This is a genomic window from Micromonospora cabrerizensis, from assembly GCF_022230955.1.
Classification (GTDB): Bacteria; Actinomycetota; Actinomycetes; order Mycobacteriales; family Micromonosporaceae; genus Micromonospora; species Micromonospora cabrerizensis.
Window position 1 is genome coordinate 23,115 of sequence record NZ_JAKKFI010000063.1, and the last position, 16,880, is coordinate 39,994.

Here is a 16,880-nt window from a genome sequence, read left to right on the forward strand (position 1 = left end):
ATGCACCGGAGGTGGCTGAGGTGCCCCGACTGTCGTACCGCCGGGCGCTGACCCGGGCGCTCGCCGACGAGTTGGCCCGTGACGAGGGGGTGTTCCTGCTCGGCGAGGACGTCGAGGTCGGGGCCTCGATGGTGACCACCGGCCTGGCCAAGCGCTTCGGGTCCGACCGGGTACGCGACACCCCGCTGTCCGAGCAGGCGTTCACCAGCTTCGCCACCGGCGCGGCGCTGGCCGGGCTGCGGCCGGTGATCGAGTTCCAGATCCCGTCGCTGCTGTTCCTGGTCTTCGAGCAGATCGTCAACCACGCGCACAAGTTCCCGCTGATGACCGGCGGGCAGTGTGCCGTCCCGGTCACCTACCTGGTGCCCGGCTCCGGCTCACGGACCGGCTGGGCCGGGCAGCACTCCGACCACCCGTACAGCCTCTTCGCCCACGTCGGGGTGGTCACCGTCGTGCCGGCCACCCCGGCCGACGCGTACGGGCTGCTGGTCACAGCGATCCGCCACGACGACCCGGTGGTGGTGTTCGCCCCGGCCGGGGCCATGGACCTCCGGGAGGACGTCGACGACCTGACCCCGGTGCCGTTGGGCCGGGGCCGGATCCACCGCTTCGGCGACGACGTCACGGTGGTCGCGGTCGGGCATCTGGTGCACGACGCGCTCGCGGTGGCCGAGGAGTTGGCCGGCCAGGTCTCGGTGGAGGTGTTCGACCCGCGCACCCTGTACCCGTTCGACATCGACGGCCTCACCGAGTCGGTGGCGCGCACCGGGCGGCTCGTGGTCATCGACGACGCCAACCGCGCCTGCGGCATGGCCGCCGAGATCATCGCCTCGGTGGTGGAGCGGGTCCGACTGCTCGCCCCTCCCCGCCGCGTGACCCGCCCGGACGGGGCGGTGCTGCCGTTCGCCCCGGCGCTGGACCGGGCCGTGCAACCGTCCCGGGACCAGCTCGCCACCGCCATCCACCTGACCATGAAGGACGAAACATGATCGACCCCAACTACGTGTGGCCGGCGGCCGACCGAGCCTGGACCGATCTGCCGGAGCCGGCCCGACGAGCCATGGTGACCAGTGGGGCGGCGGCCTGGGAGCAGGTCTTCCACGGTCGGGCCACCTACAACAAGCAGTGGCGGCTGGCCCGACCCCCGGTCCTGATTGCCGACGCCTGGCGGGAACTCAACGAGGTCTGCGACCGGCTCGCCCAACTGATCCTGGACGCCTGCCGTCGTCGGGCGGGCACCGCTGGCGAGCTGCGTCGGCTGCTCGACGTACCGGCGGGGGAGACCCGCCTGCTGGACGAGTCGGAGCCGCTGAACGAGGCGCTGCTGGCCGCGTACCGGCCGGACGTGATCTTCTCGGCGGGGGTGCCGAAGTTCGTCGAGTACAACATCGACAGCAGCCTCGGTGGCGGCTTCGACGCCGACACCGTCATCCAGCGCTTCGCGCGGCTCTACCAGGACCAGGGCATCCTGGACGACCTGCCGGCGCGAGCCGCACCGTCACTGCTCGACCAGCGGTTCGTGGCGATCCGCGACGAGCTGCGGTTGCCCGACGGTGCCCGGGTGGCGCTGCTGATGGACTTCGACTCCGACTACCCCGGTCTGGACGACCCGCAGACCTTCATCCGGATCCTCGACCCGCTGGCCGTACGGGCCAGGGACTTCGGCATCGACCTGGTCATCGCCCCGGTCTCCACCGCCACCCTGGACGTCGACAGTCGCCTGGTGGTCGACGGCGCTCCGGTCGACGCGCTGTTCCGGCTGTTCGTGCCCAACCGGGTCACCCCGACCGCCGGCCTGGACGCGGTGGCCGGTGCCCTCGCGGCGGGCACGCTGCCGATGTTCGTCTCGGCGGCGGCCTGGCTGCTCGGCAACAAGACCACGTTCGCCTGGCTGTGGGAGGACGTGGACGCTCTGCCCGCCGACGACCAGGCGCTGATCCGCCGGCACGTGCCGTACACGGTGCCGCTGACCGCCGCGGTGCTCGACCGGGCGATCACCGACCAGGCGAAGCTGGTGGCCAAACCGGCCGACGGCTCCGCCGGGATCGGTGTGCTGCTCGGCCCGGAGCTGAGCGCGACGGACTGGGCCGACGGCGTACGGGCCGCCGTCGACGAGGGCGGCGCGATCCTCCAGGAGTACCTGCCGACCGACCGGGTGTCGATGGACTTCGTGCAGATCGAGACGGGTGAGACGGTGACGGCGGACGTCCCGTTCTCCCTGGCCCCGTACCTGTTCGGCCGCCACGCCTCCGGAGGCCTGGCCCGGGTCGGCTACCCCGGCTGCGACGGAATCCTCAACCTGGCCCACGGCGTCCTCCTAACCGGAATCCTCCTAAAAGACTGACCCACCCCTGCCCCCACCCACCCCCCGCCTCGGTGATCAAGAGGTTTCGGTCACGACACGCCAGGTTCGGTGACGCAAACCTCTTGATCACCGGGGGTGGGTGGGCCGCGGTGCTGGCGCTCCTGGCGGACGCGCCGTTTTCGCCTGCGGGATCCGCGCCAACGTCAGGGAGTACGTGCGAGACGGCGAGGTCGGCCTCGGCTTCGAGGCTCTTTGTGAATTCCGGTACGAGGACGCCGTGCCGCTGCCGCGTGCCTACCAAGACCGACTCGAAGCGATGGACGCCGAGCTGGAAACACCCAACCCACCCCCAACCCGCCCCAGCCCTCTCGTTGATCATGAAGTTATTGTCGCGACTCGCCGTCACGAATGGCTATAACTTCATGATCAACCCCGGGGGCCGCGAGGGTGGGTCGGGGATGGTGGGCGGCCAGGGCGCGCAGGGTTTCGGCTGTTGCTATGGCGTCGCTGCGGCCGCTGCCGTGCCGGCCGTCGGTGCTGTAGAGCGTCGGGTCGGCCGTCAGCGCATGGTCGGTCAGGTGCACGTGGACGGTGCCCAGGCGCTCGGCGAGCCTCGCGGTGTGCGCGGACAGGCGGCGCATCCGCTCCCGCAGGCCGGGGCGTAGGGCCTCCGGGACCGCCGGGCTGTACGAGACGTCGAACATCCCCACGGTGATCACGTCCGCGCCGACGTCCCGCAGCGCGGTGATCATCGCGGTCAGCTCGGCGTCGACCGCGTCCGCGTCGTACGCCGGGCGGAAGGCGTCGTTGCCACCGCAGACCACCAGTGCCAGATCCGGTGCGAAGGCCAGCGCCGGCGCGAGCTGCTCGGCCCGCACCTGGTGCGCCCGGAGCCCGCTGCGGCCGAGATTGAGGTACGCCAGACCCGGGCGGGCAGCGGACAGCTCGCCGGCGATCCGGTCGGCCCACTGCACGTCCGGGTAGCCGGGCGTCGGCTCGCAGCTGCCCTCGACCACACTGTCGCCCAGTGCCACGAAACGCCGCCACGGGTGCCCGCGCAGCAGTGCCGCGCTCTCGCCCTCCCGCAGGCAGTACGGATCCGTTGATTCGGTCAACGTCGATGCCATGCGGGCACGCTAACCGACCACCACCCGCCCGGCCAGTCCCCACCCGGCGCCCGCCCTGCCGGCAGCCCAACGCCTGGCGAACACCTCGCGGGGCTGTCGGATTGGTGTCGCCCGCGTGGTGGTGTCGGCGCGTACCGGCGTGCCGTTGGCGCCGGCCGCACACCATGGACCTGGGTGCGGCCGTCGGGCGCCGACCATCCGGGGCGGTTTCGGTGGCGAGGGAGGGGGTGCCGTGGTCAGTTCCTTCCTCCAGGCCCTCGCGACCAAACTGGTCGAGGAGATCCTGAAGCGGCTGGTCGAGTGGTTGGCACCGAGGGCACTGCGGTCCGTGCCGCGCCGCGCCTCGCCGAACTGCCCCCGCTGCGGCGGGTACGGTGTCCGCCGGTGGGCCCCCGGCGGCATGTGGTTGTTCCTGCCATCCCTGCTGGCCTTCGCGTGGGGATTCGGGTTCACCCTGCTCGGCGTGCCGGTGGCCGTGCTCACGGTGGTCGCCGTGCTGGTGTCCGACGGTGTCGGCGGGGTGCTGCCCGCCCTGCTCGCCCCGCTCGGTCTGCTGGTCCCCGTCACCCTCATGATCGGCGGCGCGTTCGGCCTGGCCCGCTACCACAGCTACCCACCGAAGTGGTGTGCCCGCTGCCAGGGTCGGTGGCCACACCGCGAGCGCGAGGAATACCTGCGCACGTCGGCTCCGGTGGTGACCTGCGGGTGCGGCCAGCGCCTGCGCGTGCCCCGGACGGCCGTCGGAACGCGCCTGCGCTGCCCCCGCTGCCGCAGCGAACACGCCGCGCCGGCCGCCCGCTGACGCGGTCTAGTCGTCGGTGGGCTGCTGACCGGTGCGGTGGGCGGCGGCGAGGCGTTTCGGGGCACGGGAACACCACGCCTCGGTGACCACCTCGGTCAGCTCGGGCAGGCTGATCTGGTCCAGCCGGACCAGCACCGCCGGGTACCCGTCGAAGTGCGGGGTGGTGAGGTAGACCGACGGGTCGTCGGCGAGCAGTGCCTCCTTGACGCCGAGGTCGACCACCCGTACGCCTAGCAGCGGGCCGTCGGGGGCGGCGTCACCGAGGGCGTCGAGGTCCGCCCGGCGCAGCGGCCGTTCCCAGACGAACGGCTTGTCCCGGACCCGCCAGGCGGGCAACCCGTCGTACGACGGCCGTTCGGTGGTCTCCGGCAGCGCGAGCGCGATCCGGCGGACGTCCTCCCAGCTCGGCATGTCCACACGGTACGCGCTCAGCGGGCCGCCGCGTGCTCGGTGAGCAGCTCGCCGAGCACGTGCCGCGCACCGGCGGCCCTGGCCGGGTCCGGGTCGTCCAGGGTGATCAGCGCCTTCCACAGCGCCCATCCGCGCCCGCGGGCCCAGGTGGCAGCGTCGAGGCCGAGCGCGTCACGGAACGCGGCCCGACTGGCGCCGCAGAGCAGGGTCCAGGCGATCACGGTGTCGCAGGCGGGGTCGCCGACGCCGCAGCAGCCGAAGTCGATGAGGGCGGCCAGGCGGCCGTCGCGCACCAGCAGGTTGCCGTCCGCGACGTCGCCGTGGAACCAGACCGGTGGGCCCGCCCAGGTGGCGTCGAGGGCGCTCTGCCAGATGCCGGTGACCGTCTCGACGGGCAGCCGGTCACGGTGGGCCTCGATCGCGGCCCGGGTCTCGCCGTCGTACGTGGACAGATCGCCACCCCGCCAGGCACTGTGCGGTCCGGCGGCCGGTCCGTCGGTGGCGTCGACGCGGCGTAGGGCGCGCAGCGCGGCGGCGAGGTCGGTGGCGAACCGGGTCAGGTCGCGGATCCGCCCAGGATGGGCGGTCTGTCCGTCGATCCACCGGTACACCGACCAGGGGTACGGGTAACCCGCGCCGGGTCGGCCGTGGGCCAGCGGGGTGGGCACCTGCACCGGCAGCCGTGGCGCGAGCACCGGCAGCCAGCGCTGTTCCTTGGCGACCTGGAGGGCGTACCCCTCGCCGCTGGGCAGCCGCACGGTCATCGTGTCGCCCAGGTGGAAGGTGCGGTTGTCCCATCCACCGACCTCGACCGGGCGGATCGGCAGCTGCGCCCAGTGGGGGAACTGCTCGGCCACCAGACGCCGAACCAGTGTCACGTCGATCCGGTCGGCCACCGCCTCGTCGAGGTGCGGCACGCCCGGTGTGGGAGGTGAACTCATCGGTCCGAGCCTGCGGGTCCCGCCCATCGGTCCGCAACCCGTTTGCGCCCTGACGGGACCGGCCGTGCCCTGACGGGACCGGCCGCGCCCTGACGGGACCGGCCCGAGCGTGGTGTCAGGGCGCGACGGCGGGGGTGGGCCGCGCCGGTGTCCTCGGCTCCGACGGCCGGGTCAGCAGCGGGTACGCGCTGACCACCAGGCACGCCGCCGCCATGGTCAGCAGCGCCGGGGTGAGACCCAGCGCGTCCACCGACCAGCCGCCGAGCAGCGCGCCGACCGGCAGACCGACGAAGGCCAGCGACCCGGCGATGCCGATCACCCTGGTCTGCAATTCCGCCGGCACCCGTTCGTAGAGCGCCACCCCGAGCAGTGGGTTGACCGCCGCGATGCCGATCCCGGACAGGAAGGTCACCACGAGCACCACCGGCAGCTCGTCACTGATCGCCAGCGCGACCAGCCGGGGCGTGCCGGCGATCAGCGCCCCGACCAGGAACGTCAGCCGGCGGGGCAGCCTCGGCCCGAGCGCGGTGAAGACCACGTTGCCCAGCAGTGCGCCCGCCGAGAACGCCGCCAGCACCAGACCCAGCCCGCTGGGACCGGGCAGTTCCCGGGCGACCCAGACCGGGATGTAGACGGCCACGCTCGCGTTGGCCACCATGTTCAGCGCCGAGATGACCATCAGCATGCCGAGCAGCGGCCGGTCCCGGCGCAGGTAGGCGAACCCGCCGCGCAGCGCGCGCAGGTAGCTCTCCGGCTGGGCGGGCTTCGCCGGCGCGGCCGGCGGGCGGACCAGGACACCGATCAGCAGCGCGCAGACACCGAAGCTGGCCGCGTCGATGAGGATCGCCTCGGTCACCCCGAACGCGGCGATCAGCAGACCGCCCACGGCGGCGCCGAACAGGGTCACCACCCGGCTGAGCCCGTCGTACGCCGAGGTCAGCCGGATCAGCGGCACCCCGGCGGCCTCGGCGACCGGCCGGAACATCACGTGCTTCACCCGGTCCCCGATGCCGCGCAGCGCGCCGGCCAGCGCCACCAGCGCCACCAGCGCACCGAAACCCAACCACGGGGTCAGCGCGACGACCACCATGGCCACCGCGCTGCCGGCGTCACACAGGATGGACGTGCGGCGAAGGCCGATCCGGTCCGCCCACGGTGTGCCCAACGCGCTGGACAACAGGTACGGGAGGGTCTCGGCGAACGCGACCAGGCCCATCTTGGTCGGGCTGCCGGTGGTGACCAGCACCAGCCACGGAATGGTCACCACCGAGATGCGGGTGCCCAGGTTGGAGATCAGGTCCGCGCCGACCAGGACGACCAGTTGCCGCCGGGGGGTCACGCCCCGACCGCCGCCGCCCGACGTGCCGCGTACCGCTCGCGCAGCGCCCGTTTGTCCACCTTGACCGACCGGTTCACCGGCAACCGGTCGACGAACTCGACCCCGGCCGGCGCCCACATCTCGTTGAGTTCCACGGTCACCAGGTCGATCAGCTCCGCGCCGGTGACCGTGGCGTCCGGCGCGGCCACGACGTACGCGTATGGAACTTCTCCCACGGTGTCGTCCGGTACGCCGATCACGGCGGCGGCCCGCACCTGGGGGTGCCCGGCCAGCACGTCCTCGATCGGGCGGCAGAAGATCGCCCAGTTCCGCCGGTGCGTGACGATCATGTCGTGGGCGCGGTCGACCAGGTAGAGGTAACCGTCGTCGTCGAGGTGCCCGATGTCGCGGGTACGCACCCAACCGTCGACCAGCGTCTGCGCGGTCAGCCCGGGTTGGCCGTGGTAGCCGGCGAAGCTCAGCCGGGTCCGCACCCACACCTCACCGTCACGCCCGGGCGGCAGCACCGTGCCGTCGTCGTCGCGGATCTCGATGCGCACGTCACCGTAGGGGCGACCACAGGACCGCAGCCGCTCCGGGTGATCCGGGTCATCGGTCAACCCGGGCAGCGCGGTGATCACGACGGCTTCGCTGAGGCCGTACACGATGCGCAGCACCGGGCCGAACCGCGCGATGGCCTGGCGCAGCCGGGCGGGCGCGGCGGGCCCCGCGCCCACGTTGAACATGAACATGGCGGTGAAGTCCGCGCCGACCAGGGCCGGGTGGTCCAGCACCTCGTAGAGCATCGGCGGGGTGACGAACGTGGAGTTGATCCGCTCCCGCTGCACGGTGTCCACGAAGGCCACCGGGTCCCAGTCGTCGCGCAGGAACAGCACCCCGCCGGTGAACAGGTTGAACAGGGTGGTGATCTGCCCGCTGGCCAACCACATCGGTGAGTGCGACAGGTGCCGCAGCAGCGGGAACCCGGCGGCGCGGAAGTCGGCGGCCAGGGTGAGGATCTGCGCGTAGAAGCTCTCCCGGTGGTGCACCAGCTTGGGGCTGCCGGTGGTGCCACTGGTCTGCAGGAACGACTCAGGTGCCGGTACGGACGCCGGCAGTTGCGCCGGGTCGGCGTCAGCGGCCGGGCCGGGGGCGGCGTCGGCGGTGAGGTCGGGGCCGGCGCCCCCCGCGCCCAGACAGCAGACCGGGGTGCCGGGCAGCGCGGCGGCCAGCTCCGGGCCGAGGCTGGCCGGGTCCCGGGCGTCGTAGACCAGGGCGTCCGGGCGGGCCAGGCGGATGAACTCGTCGACCTCCCGGCGTGCGGTCACCGGGGCGACCCACATGGTCCGACAGCCGACGAGGTGCAGCGCGAGCTGGAGCAACGGGCCCTCGACCGCGTTCGCGACGGTCACCAGCACCGCCGCACCGGGGCGTACGCCGTGTCGGGTCAGCGTCGCGGCCATCGTCCGTACCAGCGCGGCAGCCTCGGCATAGGTGAGTCGGCGGCCCCCGCCGACCAGCGCCTCCCGGTCACCGAAGTCGGCGAAGAGATCCAGCACGCGGTCCACGTAGGTCGTCGTGTGCCCGGGTCCGTCAGTCATCCGACTGCCCCCATCCGAGAAAGCGGCTGTCGCCGGGCAGCGCCCGGTGACGACGCGACGGTGGCGCGCGCTCCGGTGAGCCCGCCGCCTGCGAGCCTAGGCCGATAACGGCTGGTCGGAACCGTGCCGACGGGCGATCCGACAGGCCCGGCGGACATTTGATGGCGTCGATCAGGTTGATTGACGCCCGTCAGCGGCGGCGGCTAGGTTTCTGGACCATCGTCCAGGCGGGCGCCGTCAGCGGACGGCCCTGGGCTGCCACACGATGGAGGTTCAATGTCGACCCCGAAGAGATGGCATGTCGTCGTCGCCGCTGCCGCGCTGCTGGTCACGGGCACACCCGCGGTCGTCGCCAGCGCCGGTCCGTCCGGGACCGTCGCCGGCCGACCCGACCGGTCCGAGTGGGCGGGCAGCTGGGCCACCGCGGTCACCCGGGGCAACTCGGTCGGGCTGACCAACACCGGTCTCAACAACCAGAGCGTACGGATGATCGTGCACGTCTCGGTTGGCGGCCCGGCGCTGCGGGTCCGCCTGAGCAACCTGTACGGCGAGCAGGCGGTTACGGTCGGCCGGGCCACCGTCGCCCGACCCGACACCGCCACCGCCGACGACCTCTCCGACATCGATCCGGCCTCGCTGCGCCCGCTGACCTTCACCGGCGCCGCCTCGGCGACCATGAACCGGGGCGCGGAGCTGCTCAGCGACCCGCTGACCTTCCCGGTCGCGGACGACAGCGACCTGGTGGTCACCCTGCACTTCCCGACGCCGACCGGCCCGACCACCTTCCACGGGCAGTCCCAGCAGGCCAACTTCATCGGCGCCGGCGACCTGACCGGAGCCGCCGCGGGCGCCGGGTTCACCACCCGCCCCACCTGCTGCTGGTTCTTCCTCTCCGGGATCGACGTGCAACGCAAGGCCACCCCGGGCGCGCTGGTGGTGCTCAGCGACTCCATCGGTGACGGCAACGGCAGCACGGTCAACGCCAACCGACGCTGGCCCGACCTGCTCTCCGACCGACTGCTCGCCGCCCGGACGGACGCGCGCACCCCGGGTGTGCTCAACCTCAGCCTGGCCGGCAACCGCCTCAACCACGAGGGCACCGAGCCGGGTGACGGCAACTACCCCGGCTACTACCAGCTCGGCCCGAACGCGGCGGCCCGGCTCAACGAGGATGTCTTCCCCCAGACCGGGGTGCGCACGGTCGTCACCCACCTGGGCATCAACGACATCTGGATGTCCAACGACTCACCCGAGGCGATCATCGCCACCCTGCGGCAGATCAACCAGCAGATCCAGCAGCGGGGGCTGACCAGCCTGGTGGCCACGCTGACCCCGTACGAGGGGCACGGCGCGCCCGGCGTGTGGACTCCGCAGAAGGAGGCCACCCGGCAGGCGGTGAACACGTACCTGCGGGGCAGCCGGGAATTCGACGGGCTGCTCGACTTCGACCGGGTGCTGCGCGACCCGGCGCGACCCGGTCAGCTGCTGCCCGCGTACGACTCGGGTGACCACATCCACCCGAACGACGCCGGCAACCAGGCGTTGGCCGACGCGGTGCCGCTGCGCCTGCTCGGGTTGTGACACCGGCCGGGGCGGCGGGTGATCCTCGCCGCCCCGGCACCGACCTCCTGGGGAGGAGCGCGTCGTGACGGCGCAGGAGTTGCTCACCGGCCTGTACAGCGAGCAGGGCCGACAGAACCCGTACCCGTGGTATGCCGGTCTACACCGGCTCGGGCCGGTCAGCGCGGTCCCGGCCCGAGCCGAGCACGCCACGGTGGCGGCGGTGGCGGTCGGCTACGACCTGGTCGACGGGCTGCTGCGCGATCCGGAGTGGACCAAGAAGCCGCCGCCGGGCTGGCAGGAGCAGGAGATCCTGCGCACCCTGCAGACCTCGATGATGTTCGTGAACCCGCCCGACCACACGCGGATGCGGCACGTGTTCTCCCGTACGTTCACGCCGCGCCGGTTGGGCGCGCTGGAACCGGTGGTCCTGCGGGTCGTCGACGAGTTGTTGGACCGGATGGCCGACGCCGGGAACGCCGTGGTCGACTTCGTGGCGGATTTCGCGTACCCGGTGCCGGCGCTGGTGATGGCCGAGTTCATCGGCATCCCGGCGGGGGAGCTGGCGTGGTACCGCGAGCGGGTGGAACGGATCGACGAGTTCCTGGACGTCGCCGGGAAGACCCCGCAGCGGCTGGCCGCGGCCAACACCGCGGCCCGGGAGCTGCGGGCCTTCTACCGGGAGCTGCTGGGGCACCGCCGTCGTACGCCCGGGAACGACCTGCTGAGCGGGCTGGTGGAGGCCCTCGACTCCGGCGAGGTGGAGCTGACCGAGGAGGAGCTGGTCAGCAACCTGATCGTGCTGTTCAACGCCAGCTTCGTCACCACCGCCTACATGTTCAGCAACGGGTTGCCGTTGCTGCTGGCCCACCCGGAGACGGTCGCGGCGCTGCCCACCGACGAGAAGTTGGCCCTGGGCTGCGTCGACGAGGTGTTGCGGTTGGAGACCCCGGTGCACTTCCTGGCCCGCGCCGCGCCGGCCGACACGGTGCTGGACGGTGTGCCGGTCGCCCGGGACGACAACGTGCTGATCATCATCGGGGCGGCCAACCGGGACCCGGCACGTTTCCCCGACCCGGACGCCTTCGACCCGACCCGACCCGGCCCGCCGTCGTTGGCCTTCGGGGCGGGTCTGCACTTCTGTCTCGGCGCGGCGGTGTCCCGCCTGGAGGGCCGCCTCGCGCTGCCCCGCCTGTTCGCCCGGTTCCCCGGGCTGGCGGTCACCGAGAAGCCGACGTACAGCGGCAGCCTCTTCCTGCGGGGCATCGACAAGCTGCTCGTCAGCACCGGCGGATAGGAGCGACATGGCCCCGCACCCGGAGGTGGCGGCGTATCGGGCGGCCCGCGCCGCGACCGGCACCCCACCGCTGTACACGCAGACACTGACCGAGGCCCGCGCCGCGGACCTGGCCGAGATCCGCGCCGGCACCGGCGCGGTCGAGCCGGTGGCCGAGGTACGCGAGGAGCGGATCCCCGGCCCGGCCGGCGAGCTGCCGCTGCGGGTGTACCGCCCGGCCGGGTCGGGCCCGCTGCCCACCCTGCTGTACTTCTTCGGCGGCGGGTGGACGCTCGGCAGTATCGACACCGCCGACGGCATCTGCCGGCGACTGGCCAACGCCGTGCCCTGCCAGGTGATCACCGTCGGCTACCGGCTCGCCCCGGAGCATCCCTTCCCGGCGGCGGTGCACGACTGCCACGCGGCCACCCGCTGGGTCGCCGGCCACGCCGACCAGTTGGGCGTGGACCCGGCCCGGCTGGCCGTGGGTGGGGACAGCGCAGGCGGGAACCTGGCCGCCGCGGTCACCCTGCTCAGCCGGGCGGACGGCCCCCCGCTCGCCGCGCAGCTGCTGGTCTACCCGAACACCGACCAGAGCGGCGAGCCGACCGGCCCGGCCGACGACGACCCGACGCTGTTCAACCGCCGATCGGTGGCCTGGTACCGGACGCACTACCTGGCCGACGAGGCGCACGCCCGGGACCCCCTCGCGTCGCCGCTGCTGGCCGACGACCTGGCCGGCCTGCCCCCGGCGCTGGTCGTCACCGCCGAACTGGACCCGCTGTGCGCGCAGGGGCAGCGGTACGCCGAGCGACTGGCCGCCGCCGGCGTGCCCACCCGGGCGCGGCACTACCCGGGGATGATCCACGGTTTCTTCGCCATGCCGGGCGTCTTCACCGACGGCCGGCGGGCGCAGGCGGACGCCGCGGCGTTCCTGCGGGAACGGTTCGGCCTGCCGCCCGAGCGTGCCGAGCCGGCGGACACGCCGACGGGCACGGCGGTGCGCGGTGGTTGAGCCCGTGCTGACCGACCTGCCGGCCGTGGCGCTCACCGACTACGCCGAGCGGGCCCGGACGGTACTGCCGCAGGACGTGTGGGACTACGTCGACTGCGGCAGCGCGTCCGAGGTGACGCTGTCGGCCAACCGTCGCGCGTTGGACCGGGTCGCCGTGCTGCCCCGGATGCTGCGCGGGGTGGACACCGTCGACCTCGGCGCCCGGCTGCTCGGTCGCCCGTACGCCATGCCGGTCGGGGTGGCGCCGATGGCGTACCAGCGCCTCGTGCACCCCGACGGGGAGCTGGGCCTCGCCTCGGCGGCCGGCGCGGCCGGGATCCCGTACCTGGCGAGCACGCTGGGCAGCACACCCGTCGAACAGGTCACCCGGGCCGGCGCGGACGTCTGGTTCCAGCTCTACTGGTTGCGCGACCGGGCCCTCGTCCGCGACCTGCTGGCCCGGGTCGTCGCGGCCGGTTGCCGGGCACTGGTGGTCACCGTGGACGTCCCGGTGCTCGGCCGACGTCCCCGGGACCTGCGCAACGCCTTCCGGCTGCCGGCCGACGTGGTGGCCGCGAACCTGCCCGACGGGCGCGACGCCCTGGCGCACGCCGGTGCCCCCGGGGTGTCCGCGCTCGCCGCGCACACCGCCTCCTCGTTCGCGCCGGCGCTGCGCTGGGCGGACCTGGCCTGGCTACGCGAGCAGGTCGACCTGCCGCTGGTGGTCAAGGGTGTGCTCGACCCCCGCGACGCGGTCGAGGCGGTACGGGTCGGTGCGGACGCGGTGGTCGTGTCGAACCACGGCGGCCGGCAACTCGACGGCGCGCCGGCCAGCGTCACCATGTTGCCGGAGGTCGTCGACGCGGTCGGTGACGAGTGTCAGGTGCTGCTGGACAGCGGCATCCGCAGCGGCACCGACGTGCTGCGGGCGCTCGCCCTGGGCGCCGCCGGGGTCCTGGTCGGCAGGCCGCTGCTCTGGGCGCTGGCCGTCGGTGGCGAACGTGGCGCGCGGGACGCGCTGTCGTTGCTGGCCGCCGAGCTGACCGACGCGCTCACCCTGGCCGGCTGCGCGGACCCGTCGGCGGCCGCCGAGCTGCGGACGCTTCATGCGGGCTGAGCGGTGACCGCCACCGAGCCGGTCGACCTGACCGTCGCCGACCTGCACCCCGCGCTGGGCGATCCGGCGCTGACCTCGATGAACTTCCTCAACGAGGTGTCCGAGCGCCACCCGTCGGCGGTGTCCCTCGCGGCCGGCCGACCGTACGAGGAGTTCTTCGAGCTGGCGGCGGTGCACCGGCACCTGGACACGTTCCACCGGCACCTCACCGACGACCTGGGTCACTCACCCGAGCAGGCGCGGCGGCTGCTGCTCCAGTACGGCCGGACCAAGGGCATCGTGCACCACCTGATCGCCCGCAACCTCGCGGTCGACGAGGGGATCACCGTCGACCCGGAGGCCGTCGTGGTGACCGTCGGCTGCCAGGAGGCGATGTTCCTGGTGCTGCGGGCGTTGCGGGCCGGGCCGCAGGACGTGCTGCTGGCCGTCGCCCCGACCTACGTCGGGCTGACCGGTGCCGCCCGGCTGGTCGACCTGCCGGTGTGGCCGGTGGCCGCAGGGCCGTCCGGGGTGGACGTGGCCGACCTGTCTGTCCAGGTGCGGCGGGCCCGGGCGGCGGGGCTCCGGCCGCGTGCCTGCTACGTGATGCCGGACTTCGCCAACCCGTCCGGGACCAGCATCCCGGCGGAGGACCGGCGGCGGTTGCTCACGCTGGCCGACGAGGAGGACCTGCTGTTGCTGGAGGACAACCCGTACGGGCTGTTCCACTGCGACGACGGGCCGCGCCCACCCACCCTCAAGGCGCTCGACACCGGGCGTCGGGTCGTCTACCTCGGCTCGTTCGCGAAGACCGTGCTGCCCGGGGCGCGGGTCGGTTACGTGGTCGCCGACCAGCGGGTCGCCGGGCCAGACGGCCGGGTCGGCCCGCTCGCGGACCAGCTCGCCATGATCAAGAGCATGGTCACGGTGAACACGTCGCCGATCGCGCAGGCGGTGATCGGCGGCCGGCTGCTGGAGAACGGGTGCAGCCTGGTGGCCGCGAACACCCGGGAGCGTTCCGCGTACACCCGGAATCTGCGCCACCTGGTGACCGGGCTGCGCCGGCGGTTCCCGGGCCGGGCGGACGGCCCGGCGGCGGTGCGCTGGACGGTGCCGGCCGGCGGGTTCTTCGTGGTGGTGACCGTGCCGTTTCCGGTCGACGACGCGCTGCTGGACCGCTCGGCCCGCGAGTACGGGGTGCTGTGGACGCCGATGGCGCACTTCTACGACGACACCGCGCCGGTGTGCGCGCTACGGCTGTCGGTCAGCGCGGTCACGCCCCAGCAGATCGACCTCGGGCTGGACCGCCTGACCGCCCTGATCACCGACGAGGTGACCCGCCGGGCGGGTTGACACAGCGCGTTCATCGGATGGCAATGCGCGACGACCCGGATGCCGGCGTCCTGGGTGGACGGTCATAATAAGCCGCATGGTTGCCTGGGAGTACGCCCTGCTCGTCCGCCGCTATCAGGGACAGGGCCGCAATTTCCATGTCTCGTTCGTCTGGTACGCGCCGGACGGGTCCCGCAAGGACATCACCGCCTTCGGTGACACCGCCATCGCGCACCTCAACCGCGCCGGCCGGGAGGGGTGGGAGCTGGTCTCCGCCGCCGAGGACGTGAACAACGTCCAGGGAAGCACCGAGGTCCACCGCTACCACCTCAAGCGCCCCATGCCCTGACCCCGCGCACCCCTGCCCCTCGCGTTGTCGATCATGGAGTTGTGGTGGTGGACGAACGCCGTGCGTCCGCCCCTTTCGGGCACCACAACTCCATGATCGACGCGGCCTCGGCCGTGGACGCGGCCTCGGCCTCGGGTCAGGTCAGGTCTACCGCCGGGTAGAGGGGGTGCGGGGCCAGCAGGTCGGTGGCCTGGCGGGCGATCTTGTCGGCCAGAGCGGGGTCGAGAGTGTACTTCGCCTTCGACGGGGTGCCGTCGGCGTTGGCGCCGGCGGTCGTCTGCGTCAGCACGGTGTGCATCAGCTCCGCGGTCTGGTCCATCTCGGCGGTGCCCAGCCCCCGGGTGGTCAACGCGGGCGTGCCGACCCGGATGCCGGACGTGTACCAGGCCCCGTTCGGGTCCTGCGGGACCGAGTTGCGGTTGGTGACGATGCCCGAGTCCAGGAGGGCCTGCTCGGCCTGCCGGCCGGTGAGCCCGTAGCCGGACACGTCGATCAGCACCAGGTGGTTGTCGGTGCCGCCGGTCACCAGCTTCGCGCCCCGCCGCAGCAGCCCCTCGGCGAGCGCCTGCGCGTTGTCCACGATCCGCTGGGCGTAGTCGGCGAAGTCGGGTCGGCGGGCCTCCGCGAGGGCGACCGCCTTGGCGGCCATCACGTGCGGCAGCGGACCGCCGAGCACCATCGGGCAGCCCCGGTCCACCTGGTCGGCCAGCTCCGGCTGGCAGAGCACCATGCCGCCGCGCGGGCCGCGCAGCGACTTGTGGGTGGTGGTCGTGACGATGTGGGCGTGCGGCACCGGGTCGAAGTCGCCGGTGAACACCTTGCCGGCGACCAGGCCGGCGAAGTGGGCCATGTCGACCATGAAGGTGGCGCCGACCGAGTCGGCGATCTCCCGCAGGATCCGGAAGTTCACCTTCCGCGGGTACGCCGAGTAGCCGCCGACCAGGATCAGTGGCTTGAACTCCCGCGCCGCCTCGGCGACCCGGTCGTAGTCGATCAGACCGGTCGACGGGTCGGTGCCGTAGCTGCGCTGGTCGAACATCTTGCCGGAGATGTTCGGCCGGAAGCCGTGGGTGAGGTGACCGCCCGCGTCCAGCGACATGCCGAGCATCCGCTGGTTGCCCAGCTCACGGCGCAGCGCGAACCAGTCGGCCTCGGTCAGGTCGTTGACCTGGCGCACCTGCGCCTTCTTCAGCGCGGGGGACTCCACCCGGTCGGCCAGCACGGCCCAGAACGCCACCAGGTTGGCGTCGATGCCCGAGTGCGGCTGCACGTACGCGTGCGCGGCGCCGAACAGCTCGCGGGCGTGCTCGGCGGCGAGCGCCTCGACCGTGTCGACGTTCTGGCAGCCGGCGTAGAAGCGGCGGCCGACGGTGCCCTCGGCGTACTTGTCGCTGAACCAGTTGCCCATGGCCAGCAACGTCGCCGGGGAGGCGTAGTTCTCGCTGGCGATGAGCTTGAGCGACTCCCGCTGGTCGGTCAGCTCGGCGCCGATGGCGTCGGCCACCCGCGGCTCGACAGCCCGGATCACCTCAAGGGCACTACGGAATGCGGTGGACTCGGCGTTGCGCGACATGCGACCTCCAACAGACGTGCGGGAAGGCCCAGGCGCTCGGCAAACGTCCTCATGACGGGGCCGCTCCCCGATGGTTGTCCATCCCCACGCGCCAGTAACGGCCCGGTCCGATCCTACCGGGCCGGCCGGGGCCGCCCCGGGCGACCTCCGTACGCCGCGCGTCGGAAGGGTTGGGCGGCCGACGGCGGGGCACAC

General features: G+C 72.9%; 15 protein-coding genes and 1 riboswitch. Of the genes, 9 read left to right on the forward strand and 6 right to left on the reverse strand.

Annotation, left to right across the window (positions count from 1 at the left end; all coding sequences use genetic code 11):
- The first annotated feature begins 20 nt into the window (after positions 1–20).
- Together LADH09A_RS14930 and LADH09A_RS14935 are read left to right on the forward strand one after the other, a co-directional pair.
- The gene (locus LADH09A_RS14930) at positions 21–989 is read left to right on the forward strand and encodes an alpha-ketoacid dehydrogenase subunit beta (protein WP_238645724.1); all 969 of its coding nucleotides are present in this window, start codon (positions 21–23) and stop codon (positions 987–989) included.
- Complete coding sequence (locus LADH09A_RS14935) at positions 986–2,344, forward strand: ATP-grasp domain-containing protein (RefSeq protein ID WP_238645725.1); 1,359 nt, start codon at positions 986–988, stop codon at positions 2,342–2,344. The genes LADH09A_RS14930 and LADH09A_RS14935 overlap by 4 nt, the downstream gene beginning before the upstream one ends.
- Positions 2,345–2,688: 344 nt before the next feature.
- Here LADH09A_RS14935 and LADH09A_RS14940 read toward each other — a convergent pair whose 3' ends face one another.
- Positions 2,689–3,432, reverse strand: coding sequence for an SGNH/GDSL hydrolase family protein (locus tag LADH09A_RS14940; protein WP_238645726.1), 744 nt, complete (start codon positions 3,430–3,432; stop codon positions 2,689–2,691).
- A 232-nt stretch (positions 3,433–3,664) separates the two neighbouring features.
- On the opposite strand from LADH09A_RS14940, the gene LADH09A_RS14945 reads away from it, so the two are divergent.
- Positions 3,665–4,234 (forward strand): hypothetical protein, encoded by a 570-nt coding sequence (locus tag LADH09A_RS14945; protein ID WP_238645727.1) that lies wholly within the window; start codon positions 3,665–3,667, stop codon positions 4,232–4,234.
- Between the two features lie 6 nt (positions 4,235–4,240).
- On the opposite strand, the gene LADH09A_RS14950 is transcribed toward LADH09A_RS14945, so the two are convergent.
- The 4 genes from LADH09A_RS14950 to LADH09A_RS14965 all read right to left on the reverse strand — a co-directional run bounded on the left by LADH09A_RS14950 (position 4,241) and on the right by LADH09A_RS14965 (position 8,505).
- Positions 4,241–4,645: an MmcQ/YjbR family DNA-binding protein gene (locus LADH09A_RS14950; protein ID WP_238645728.1), complete on the reverse strand. Its 405-nt coding sequence runs from the start codon at positions 4,643–4,645 to the stop codon at positions 4,241–4,243.
- A gap of 17 nt (positions 4,646–4,662) precedes the next feature.
- Entirely contained in the window at positions 4,663–5,586 is a 924-nt protein-coding gene (locus LADH09A_RS14955) for an aminoglycoside phosphotransferase family protein (protein ID WP_238645729.1), read from the reverse strand.
- A gap of 115 nt (positions 5,587–5,701) precedes the next feature.
- Positions 5,702–6,925 carry an MFS transporter gene (locus LADH09A_RS14960; RefSeq protein WP_238645730.1) on the reverse strand — a complete coding sequence of 408 codons (1,224 nt, stop codon included), beginning with the start codon at positions 6,923–6,925 and terminating at the stop codon, positions 5,702–5,704.
- Positions 6,922–8,505: a class I adenylate-forming enzyme family protein gene (locus tag LADH09A_RS14965; protein ID WP_238645732.1), complete on the reverse strand. Its 1,584-nt coding sequence runs from the start codon at positions 8,503–8,505 to the stop codon at positions 6,922–6,924. Before LADH09A_RS14965 ends, LADH09A_RS14960 begins: the two co-directional genes overlap by 4 nt.
- Before the next feature lie 276 nt (positions 8,506–8,781).
- Here LADH09A_RS14965 and LADH09A_RS14970 point away from each other — a divergent pair, with 276 nt between their 5' ends.
- The 6 genes from LADH09A_RS14970 to LADH09A_RS14995 all read left to right on the forward strand — a co-directional run bounded on the left by LADH09A_RS14970 (position 8,782) and on the right by LADH09A_RS14995 (position 15,112).
- A complete protein-coding gene (locus LADH09A_RS14970; RefSeq protein ID WP_238645734.1) occupies positions 8,782–10,086 on the forward strand; it encodes an SGNH/GDSL hydrolase family protein in 1,305 nt (434 codons plus the stop codon).
- 64 nt (positions 10,087–10,150) lie between these two features.
- The gene (locus tag LADH09A_RS14975) at positions 10,151–11,362 is read left to right on the forward strand and encodes a cytochrome P450 (protein ID WP_238645736.1); all 1,212 of its coding nucleotides are present in this window, start codon (positions 10,151–10,153) and stop codon (positions 11,360–11,362) included.
- Positions 11,363–11,369: 7 nt separating this feature from the next.
- The gene (gene lipP1, locus LADH09A_RS14980) at positions 11,370–12,356 is read left to right on the forward strand and encodes a LipP1 family hormone-sensitive lipase (protein WP_238645737.1); all 987 of its coding nucleotides are present in this window, start codon (positions 11,370–11,372) and stop codon (positions 12,354–12,356) included.
- Positions 12,349–13,452 (forward strand): alpha-hydroxy acid oxidase, encoded by a 1,104-nt coding sequence (locus LADH09A_RS14985; RefSeq protein ID WP_238645738.1) that lies wholly within the window; start codon positions 12,349–12,351, stop codon positions 13,450–13,452. The genes lipP1 and LADH09A_RS14985 overlap by 8 nt, the downstream gene beginning before the upstream one ends.
- A gap of 3 nt (positions 13,453–13,455) precedes the next feature.
- The gene (locus LADH09A_RS14990; RefSeq protein WP_238645739.1) at positions 13,456–14,784 is read left to right on the forward strand and encodes an aminotransferase-like domain-containing protein; all 1,329 of its coding nucleotides are present in this window, start codon (positions 13,456–13,458) and stop codon (positions 14,782–14,784) included.
- Between the two features lie 67 nt (positions 14,785–14,851).
- Positions 14,852–15,112, forward strand: a complete 261-nt coding sequence (locus tag LADH09A_RS14995) for a hypothetical protein (RefSeq protein WP_238645814.1) — start codon at positions 14,852–14,854, stop codon at positions 15,110–15,112.
- A 136-nt stretch (positions 15,113–15,248) separates the two neighbouring features.
- Here LADH09A_RS14995 and LADH09A_RS15000 read toward each other — a convergent pair whose 3' ends face one another.
- Positions 15,249–16,685, reverse strand: coding sequence for a glycine hydroxymethyltransferase (locus tag LADH09A_RS15000; RefSeq protein ID WP_238645740.1), 1,437 nt, complete (start codon positions 16,683–16,685; stop codon positions 15,249–15,251).
- 19 nt (positions 16,686–16,704) lie between these two features.
- Positions 16,705–16,794, reverse strand: a riboswitch (ZMP/ZTP riboswitch).
- Between the last annotated feature and the right edge of the window lie 86 nt (positions 16,795–16,880).